This is a genomic window from Microbacterium sp. NPDC057741, assembly GCF_042798735.1.
In the GTDB taxonomy this organism is placed as follows: Bacteria; Actinomycetota; Actinomycetes; order Actinomycetales; family Microbacteriaceae; genus Microbacterium.
The window spans coordinates 256,532-265,285 of record NZ_JBHVJW010000006.1 but is presented as its reverse complement, the minus strand read 5'-3'; the positions used below and the strand labels follow the sequence as shown (position 1 = coordinate 265,285).

The 8,754-nt window shown below is 70.2% G+C and carries 5 protein-coding genes; all 5 read right to left on the bottom strand.

Features of this window, described 5'->3' with window-relative positions:
• Window positions 1-254 precede the first annotated feature (254 nt).
• On the bottom strand, window positions 255-1,061 hold the full coding sequence (locus ACFVDO_RS17735) for a hypothetical protein (RefSeq protein WP_378859008.1): 807 nt from the start codon (window positions 1,059-1,061) through the stop codon (window positions 255-257).
• A gap of 72 nt (window positions 1,062-1,133) precedes the next feature.
• Window positions 1,134-2,183, bottom strand: coding sequence for a hypothetical protein (locus tag ACFVDO_RS17730; protein WP_378859007.1), 1,050 nt, complete (start codon window positions 2,181-2,183; stop codon window positions 1,134-1,136).
• Between the two features lie 55 nt (window positions 2,184-2,238).
• Complete coding sequence (locus ACFVDO_RS17725; protein ID WP_378859006.1) at window positions 2,239-3,114, bottom strand: hypothetical protein; 876 nt, start codon at window positions 3,112-3,114, stop codon at window positions 2,239-2,241.
• 13 nt (window positions 3,115-3,127) lie between these two features.
• Window positions 3,128-4,198 carry a hypothetical protein gene (locus ACFVDO_RS17720; protein ID WP_378859005.1) on the bottom strand — a complete coding sequence of 357 codons (1,071 nt, stop codon included), beginning with the start codon at window positions 4,196-4,198 and terminating at the stop codon, window positions 3,128-3,130.
• Window positions 4,195-8,706 (bottom strand): FtsK/SpoIIIE domain-containing protein, encoded by a 4,512-nt coding sequence (locus tag ACFVDO_RS17715; protein WP_378859004.1) that lies wholly within the window; start codon window positions 8,704-8,706, stop codon window positions 4,195-4,197. The genes ACFVDO_RS17720 and ACFVDO_RS17715 overlap by 4 nt, the downstream gene beginning before the upstream one ends.
• Window positions 8,707-8,754: the final 48 nt, after the last annotated feature.

Below are 8,754 nucleotides of genomic sequence, written 5' to 3'. Positions count from 1 at the left end.
AATGTCATCACGAGCCTGCGACAGCGACGACGCCACCTGCTCCATCTCCGCATAAGACGCACCGAAATCGGCCATCGTCAACACCTCCGGTAAAAACGGTTGGACCGGACCCGAACCGGCCCGACAACAACCACCCTACGAGACACCCTCAAAAACAGTCGATGGGTACAACTACCCATCCGGCCGAGCGCGCGGAATGCTGACCGTCAGGGAGACCCGAAGCGAGGCACGCCGTCCGCATCAGCGGTACGTCGTCACAATGTCATCCTCTGCGCGAGGGACCCGAGTTCGGCCTGCAGCGCTCGCGTCGCCTGCTCGGGCGAGATGATCCCCCTGCGGCGCAGAACACCGATCGCCTCCGCGAGCTCCGCACGGATCCGCTCTCGATCCTGTGCCGGGATCGCAGCGATCGCCGCGATGCGCCGCGATGTGACGTCGGCGTCGGGCATCGGCGCGGCCCCGCTCCCGGCCCCGCCTGCGTGCGGCAGTGCGCGCGTCTCCTCGCTGCGGCGAGCGCGGTGCGCCAGCAGGACGACGGCCGCGCCGAGCAGGACCGTGAGCGCCGCCGCGGCCGTCCACCCCGGCCATCCCGGCACCTGGTCCGCAGCACCGCGCACCCAGATCAAGACGGCGGTGACCGCACCGACCACGACCGCGACCCAGCCGCCGAACTCGGATTCCGCGATGCTTCGGCCCACGGCAGCCCGCATCAGGGTGACTGCCTGCCACCCTGCGGTCGCCGCCATCAGCCAGCCGGCGGTCGGAACCGCGACCGCGGAATCGGCCAGGACCAGGCCGAAGTCAGTGCCGCCCAGCGTGGTGAAGGCGAGCACGGGGAGCAGTACGAGCACCAGCGCGGGAAGCGCCGCGAGCACGAGGCCGATCAGAAACCCGGGGCTGCGCGCCTGCATCGAGCGCCGTCTGAACGCCCCGGCGCCGCCGAGCTCGGCGAGCACACGCGGACGTCCACGGAAGACGAGTGCCTCGAGTTCGGCCCAGGGCGCCCTGGCGCCTTCCGGCAGCCCCCGCGCCCAAGCAACGGCGTCTCGATCGTTCGTCATCCGTCGCCCCCTTTCCATGATCAGCCAAGTGCAGTCTTCAGCACATCACGAGATCCCGATGCTTCACATCTCTCATCTGACCAGGGCTCCGATCACGACCACGGCGGTAGCGAGGACGATCGGAACCAGACAGCCGAGCAGGAACGGCCGGGCGGCCCCTGCCCCGCGAAGCAGCTTCCGGCACCGTTCCGCGCGCGCCGGATCGTCGTCAGGCGTCGCCGCTCCGGGGCGCGGATCCAACCCCCGATCCAGCAGACCGGACAGGTCTTCGACCCACTCCCACACCACCGGATCCTGCAGCCGCAGATCCTGGCGTGCGACGAACCAGACCTCCTGGCCGATGACCTGGACATCGGCGTCCCCGGCGACCGTGAGCAGTGCACCGCGGGTACCCGCATCGAGGACGGCGCGGACCGCTGCCTCATCCTCCGGGCCGCAGAAGACCTTGAACCGCCGGTCGAACTCCTCGTCCACGCTGATCACCGTCTGCGGCTTCTCCACGCGCCAGGCGGCTCCGCCTCGCGCCGTCACCGACTGCAGGCTCATCGGTGGAAGCTCCGCGCTCACGACGAAACGCGCGTAGGCCATCGCCACGTCGATCCGCGCCTGTCCCCCACCGATGTGGAAGCTGAGGTTCGCGACCTCGAAAGGCCGGGGTGATGTTCCCGTGACCGGGTCGTCGAGCTGGGGCCCTTCCGCCCGAGCGAAGATGGCGGCCGCGCGAACGGGTTCTGTCTCCTTCAGCTCGTGCGTCAACCCATTCGCCTGCGCGAAGCGTCGCAGCCGGTACCAGCGGTCCTCCGTGTCCCGCAGTTGCACGACGATCCGACCGATGCGCCGGTATCCGTACGGCACGGCGAGAATCGCCCACGCGAGCACAGCGGAGACCGGCGAGATGCCGTGTCCGGTGAGGAGGCTCACGATCATCCCGAGGATCAGGACGGCACCGGCTGCGACGAGTGCCATCCCCACCGCAGTCCCGACTCCGATGAACCAGGTCTTCGCGGCGAACCGCCGCGTCGTCACCCCGTCGCCCGTGGCCGCGAGCATGTGCAGGGCCTCGGTACGGCCCGTCTTGCGATCCACGGGCTCGGTCAGGGTGCGCTTGTCGAATGTCGTCATCCGGGGCTCCGATTCGGGAGCGAGGGCCGGACGGACCCCTCCGAGTCAGTCCGGGTCATGATCGAGGCACCACACCGGACATGTCGATCTCGCCGTCGTAGGCGAGCCAGGCCAGCCACGCCGCCGGAGTCATCGTACGTGCCTGGGCGACGCTCTCGGCGTCGATCCCGCGGATCGCCAGGACGTCGAGTCGCGTCATCCATTCGGCATCCGCAGCGGCGTCGGATCGTACGGATACCGCGAGGTGCTCCGCGCGGCGGCGCAGCTCCTCGCCCGCCTTGGCAGACGGCGCGGACGCGCGGACAGGATGCGGCGGACGCGCCTGCCGGCGCACCGGATCGCAGCGCAGCGCGATCCCGCCGAGCAGCAGGACGATGCCGGTCATCATCGGTATCCAGATCGCCAGATCGTCGGTGCCGAAGCCGCGGCCATCGCCCGTTCCGGCGACCAGGCGGAAGGCGAGGATCACGACGCAGAGGATGCCGGTCACCACGGCGACCATCTCCGCGCCCTCCGCGGCCCTCGGGTCGGGTACACGCAGCAGCAGGACGACCAGGAGGAAGAGGAGCGCGACGGCCGCGCCGACCACAGCGACGACGAAAGCCGAGTCGACATCGGTGTACCGGTTCTTGCGGTCGGGTGGTCCGAGCATCGACGCTGCGGCCACGGCCCCCGCCAGTCCGATGCCGAGGAGGATGCCCCAGATCACGCGGTATGTCCTGCCCGAATGCCGCCCGCCGGCAGCATCCGGTGCGGGCAGCTGTTCCGCCGTACGAGCGCTGGCGAGGAACCGACGGCGGCTGTGGTGCAGGTTCCAGAGCCCACCGAACAGCGCCGCGCTCCCCTGGGCCCGGCGCAGCAGGTCGACAGCCTCTCGTGCGACGGCCCGGACGGCCGCGTCGGTCCCGGCCAGACGTACGTCGGTCCTCATCGCCGACCTCCGCTCAGGCCCATGCCGCTGTGACGATGGCCAGCACGACCCCGACAGCCAGCGGCAGCAGGCATCCGATCATGAAGCTCCGACCTGCGCCGGGCCTGCGGAACAGCTGCCGGCGGCGCTCCGCCCGAGCAGCATCGTCCGCGGGGACGACGAAGCTCGACAGTTCCGACCGTGGGTCGAGCCGCGTGTCCAGCATCCACCCCAGGTCCTCCACCCACTCCCAGAACGCCGGCTCCTCGAACCGCATGCTGTGGCGCGGGAGGAAGAACACGCGCCCGGCCGCCACCTCGACGTCGACCTCCGCGGCGAGCGCGATCAGACTCTCGGATGGCGCGCCGGCCAGCATCCTGCGCACCGCGTCGTCGTCTACCGGGGCGCAGTGCACCGTGAAGTGCGCGTCCAGGACGCCGCCGAACTGAATCGGACGCTGCCCGCGCCTCGGTCTCCACTCGGAGACCCCCACCCCGTCCTTCGTCGATGTCGCCATCAGGGCGACCGGCGGGAGGTCCGCGAACGTGTCGAACCCGACGTAGGCGGCCTCATGCGGCATCCGGGTGCGGGCTGTGGTGGTGTCCCACCGGACGTTCGCGACCTCGAACGCCCGAGGAGAACCGCCGGAGACCACTTCGGTCGTGTCTGCGCCCCGGGCGGCGTCGAACAGCGCAGCGCCCTCGGGCGGATCGGGCCGGATGATGCGGTGGGTCAACCCGTTGGTCGCGGCGAAGCGCCTGAGCAGAAACCAGCGCCGGCGCAGCTCCGGCAGCCCTGCGCGGAGGCTGCGGGTCTGGGCCATGGCGAGCGGGAGCACCATGATCGCACCGATCACGATCGTCGAGATCTCGAGCCCGACACCTCCGCAGAGCAACTGGACGATGAGGATGAACAGGACCGCCAGCATTCCGGCGCCCACGACGAGCACGACTGCCTTGAAGACCTGCCGTGTCGTGATCTGCCACTCGCGCTCGCCCGCCCCTTCGTCGCGGAGCCGCTGCCGAGCCTCCACCGCAGCCTCAGCCGCAGGCACCGGGGCGCGCAGCGGGGCCAGGTCGAAGGTGGGGGGCCGTTCCCCGCTCACGCCAGCCGGTCCCCCTCCACCAGCGGCATCTGCAGCGTGACCGGGCGGCCGTTCTGCACGAAGATGCCACGGCCGTCGGGGAAGTCGCTGCGCTTGACCTTCGGGAACGGCACCTTGAACACGGCGTCGCCATCGAAGGCGTCCGGCTTGAGAATGATGCCCTTGCGGCCGGCCTTGAAGTCACCGATGAAGCCGAAGCCGCTGGTGACCTGTGTCACGTCGGCGTCGCCGATCAGCAGGTGGTCGCTGCGGTTGATCACCTGGAACATCGCCTTCATGTCGCGCTCCGCCGGGCTGTCGGCGAACTGCGGCACGTCCTCGATCACGATCAGCATGCGCACCGGAACCGACTCGTCGCCGGCGATCTCGGTGATCTCCTTCGCCAGCTCCTTCGCGTCGTCCGGGGTGACGGCGCTGCGGGTCCAGTCCGCCCACTCCTTCAGCACCGCGCGGCGCCCGCCGAAGTGGAACAGCTTGACCGCGGGGTCGAAGCGGCGAACCGAGGTGATGATCGCCTTGAGCGCGTTGGTCTTGCCCGACAGCGGGGGCCCCGCGACGACGAAGGTGCCGACGGGGTCGAACCCCCGCGCCGCGAGCGTGTCCTCGGCGATTCCGAGCACCGGCATGTCGTCGGCACGGTCCGGCAGGTCGCGCAGCGCGAGCCTGGTGGGCAGCGACCCGATCTCGGCCACCTCGCGGGCACCGGTGGATCGAAGCTCGGCAGCGAGCTGCTCGAGCAGCTTGGTCTGCTCGGCGACGTTCGGCGTGCCGCCGAGCGTCGCGATCTGCGTCTCCCGGCCGTCGACGATCGCGCGCCCGGGAGCGGAGCGCTCGTCGAGCACGTCCTTGGGAGCGTTCAGCATCGCGTATCCGGTCTCGTCGGCGAGACGCAGCACCACGCGACGCGAGACGTTCGCGCTGACCGCGGTCGGCACGGAGCCGGCCCGGTCGGCACTGGCGATCACGTGCACACCCAGCGGTCGGCCCTCGCCGAGGATCCGCATGAAGGTCTGGTAGAACGGCATCCGCGCGGTCGTCGACTCCCACTCGGAGCGGAACTGCGGGAACCCGTCGACGAGGAACAGGATCCGGGACTCGTCCCGACCGGTGATCTCGCGGTACTCGGTCAGGCTCGCGGCGTTGGCCGCGCTGAACCGCTTGCCGCGGTCGTCGAGGATGCGGGCGAGCGAGCGCAGGATGCGCTGCACGCGCTCTGCGTCGTCGCCCGAGATGATCGAGCCGACGTGCGGCAGGATCTCCAGGCTCTTCAGCGCACCGGAGCCGAAGTCGAGTCCGTAGACCTCGACCTGCGACGACGACTGGTACCCGGCGGCGATCGCCATGGTGCGCAGCACCGTAGACTTGCCCGCACCGCTGGTGCCGTAGATCAGCAGCGAGCCGTCTTTGTCCGGCAGGAAGTACGCGGACTCCTGCAGCTGCCGCTCCGGCACGTCCTGCTTGCCGAGCAGGATCTGCCCGTCTCCCAGGACGGGCAGGTCGCGCAGGTCCACGGCCTGCTCCAGGTCGTCGAGCCACGGCCGCCGCGGGGCCGGGATGGATGCCTGGGCGGCTGCCTTCACGAGCGTGGCGACGATGCGCTTCTGGTCGTTCGGGCCGAGATCCTCGTCGTGCGAGTCCGACTCCGGCGCCTGCTCGGGCTCCCAGAGCTGGATCGAGCCGAAGCGCAGCTCTGCGACCTTCACGTCGGCCGCCTGCACCTCGTCGCTTGACCATCCGCCGGCGTATGCCGACTGGAACGGAACCAGGCGGCCGGGGCCGGTCTTCGCGATGCCGCGGCCGGGGATCGACGGCGAGAAGCTCGCCGCCACCGGGTCGTCCACGACGTCCTTCGAGTCGGACTCGTCGGCCATGCGCAGTGCGACGCGCAGGTTCGTGTTCGCACGCAGGTTGTCCTTGATCACGCCTGCGGGGCGCTGCGTGGCCATGATCAGGTGGATGCCGAGCGAGCGGCCGCGCTGGGCGATGTCGACCACGCCGTCCACGAACTCCGGCACCTCGCCCGCCAGCGCGGCGAACTCGTCGATGACGAGCACGAGCGCGGGCGGGGTGTCGGGGTCGCGACGCTTCTCGAGCTCGAGAAGATCCTTGGCCTTCTTGCGGTTGAACAGGTGCTCGCGGTGGTGCAGCTCGGCGCGCAGGCTGGTGAGCGCACGGCGCACCAGATGCGGGCTCAGGTCGGTCACCAGACCGACCGTGTGCGGCAGATCGACGCAGTCGGCGAAGGCCGAGCCGCCCTTGTAGTCCACGAAGAGGAAGGTGACCCGGTCGGGGCTGTGCGCCGCGGCCATGCCGAGCACCCAGGCCTGCAGGAACTCCGACTTTCCGGCACCGGTGGTGCCGCCCACGAGGGCGTGCGGTCCCTGCAGGCGCAGGTCGAGCGTCATCGCGTCGGTCTGCGACTGCCCGATGATGGCGCGCAGGTTCCCGGCCTTCTTCAACCGCGGCTGCTGCACGCCGGAGCGGTCGATGATCGTGTTGTTCTGCCGCCAGCGGTCGATGACCGCGTTCGGGTCCTCGGCCAGCTCGCCGCCGACCAGCGACAGGAACATCACCGAGTTCGGGATGTCGGAGGAGTCCTCCACCACGGTGCTGGAGTCCACCACCGGCGCAAGGCGCTTGGCGAACATGGTCATGTAGGCGTGCGACACGCCCTCGACCGCCACGCCCCGATGGTCGCGGCCGCTGCGGACGGTGCCGACCGTCGCGGCATCCAGTCCCGTGGTGACGTCGAGGAAGGTGCGGCAGACGGCGGGCAGCGCCTCGACCACGGGCGCCACGAACAGTCCGTACACGCCGACGTCCGCGCCGCGCTCGAGCACCTGGGTGAGGCGCGCGCGATCGACCGGTGCGTCATCGGTGACGATCACCAGCACCGCGGTCTGACCGGGGAACGTCGCCTCCTCGGCGGCGCGCTTCACATCGGTGCCGTACTGCATCGGGTCCCAGTCGTCGCCGTACGGCGGGCGCGGGGCGCTGGCCGCCTTCGACCGGCGCATCACGATCTCCTCGAGTCCGCTGAGCAGTGCGTTGCCCGTCGAGGCGGAGTCCGCGAGCGGCATCTCCTTGAACGGGTTGCGCTCGCTGGAGGTGTGCGGCAGCCACTTCAGCCAGTCCAGCTCCTGCGCCCAGCCCGGCTCGGTGAGCGCGACGGTGACGAGTTCGTTCGGCGAGTGCATGCCGAACAGCTGCACGGCGAGCCCGCGCAGCGCGTCGGCGGCGAAGGCCGTCGGGCCGGCGACTCCGAGCGAGCCGACGCTCTGCAGCGACTCCAGCACCGGGACATCCGTGATCAGCCGGTAACGGTCCTCGAGCCTGTCGACGCGCTCGACGTACTCGGGCAGCGCCTCCGGGGTCTCGGTGCGCTTGATGATCGTGCGGGAGCTGTCGGTGCAGGTGCCGAGGCGCACGGCCAGGAAGTTCCAGTGCTCGGGCCGGCGGGTCCACAGCATCGGTCCGAGGCGCATGGCCTCGTCGAAGACGACGCCGACCGGCGGCACCTCGTTCTGACGCACCTCGCGCTCGAGGGGCACCGCGTTGTAGAGCTTCTCCTCGAGCCGCTCGTACTGCTGCTCGAAGAGCTCGGACTCCTTGCCCAGCCGCTGCCCGAGGTTGGTCTTCTGCGAGATGAAGTTTCCGAACATCATCATCGGCGAGGCCGCCGCCATGAGGAGCGAGAGCATACGCCCGGTGACCGCCCACATGGTCACGGCGAGCAGGATCGGCGCGACCAGCATCGGCCACGGGAACAGACGCTGCACCTGATCGCGCGGATAGCGCGGCTCGTCGAGCTCCTCGCCGACGAAGCGCGCCTCGACACGCGGACTGCGGTTGAACAGCAGGGCGCCGCCGCGCTCCAGGATCGGGTCCTTCGCCGCGGCGGAGCCGTCGTAGTCGCCGACGAGGTGCACGACGAGCTCGCCGTCACCGATCGTGAACGGCTGACCGGGGATGACCCGCAGGCGCTGCACCATGCCGCCGTCGACGAGGATGCCGTTCGCGGAGTTCAGGTCGACGACTTCGACGAACCCGGGCCCGATCTCGATGCGCGCGTGCCGCTTCGACACCAGCGGGTCGGAGAGGTGCACGTCGCTGGACGGATCGCGCCCGATCATGAAGTGGCCGTGCGGCAGCGAGACCTCGCGACCGGCGGCGGGACCGCTGAGCACGGTGAGCAGCGCGACGGGACGAGCGCTGCCGAAGCCGGTCGCGACGCGGTCGGGTCCGAGGTTCACGACCTCGGCGAGGAAGCCCGAACCAAGAGGAGCGTCACCGACGACGAGGTCGGGGTTGAGCACCTCGGGGGAATCGCTGGTCGGCGGAGCCACCGAGAGCGTCAGGGTGTCACCGGCTCCCACGCGGATGCTGCGCTGCGGGTCGGCCACGGCGATCTGGCGCGCCACGTCGGCGACCGTCGCGGTCGAGTCCGCCATCACCACGATGTCGGTGAGCGGGGCGCCGGGACGGCGCAGGGTGAGCTTGACCCTCATCGTTCATCCTCTGGGGTGTCGGGGCGTGAAGTGACAGTGCCTGATGTC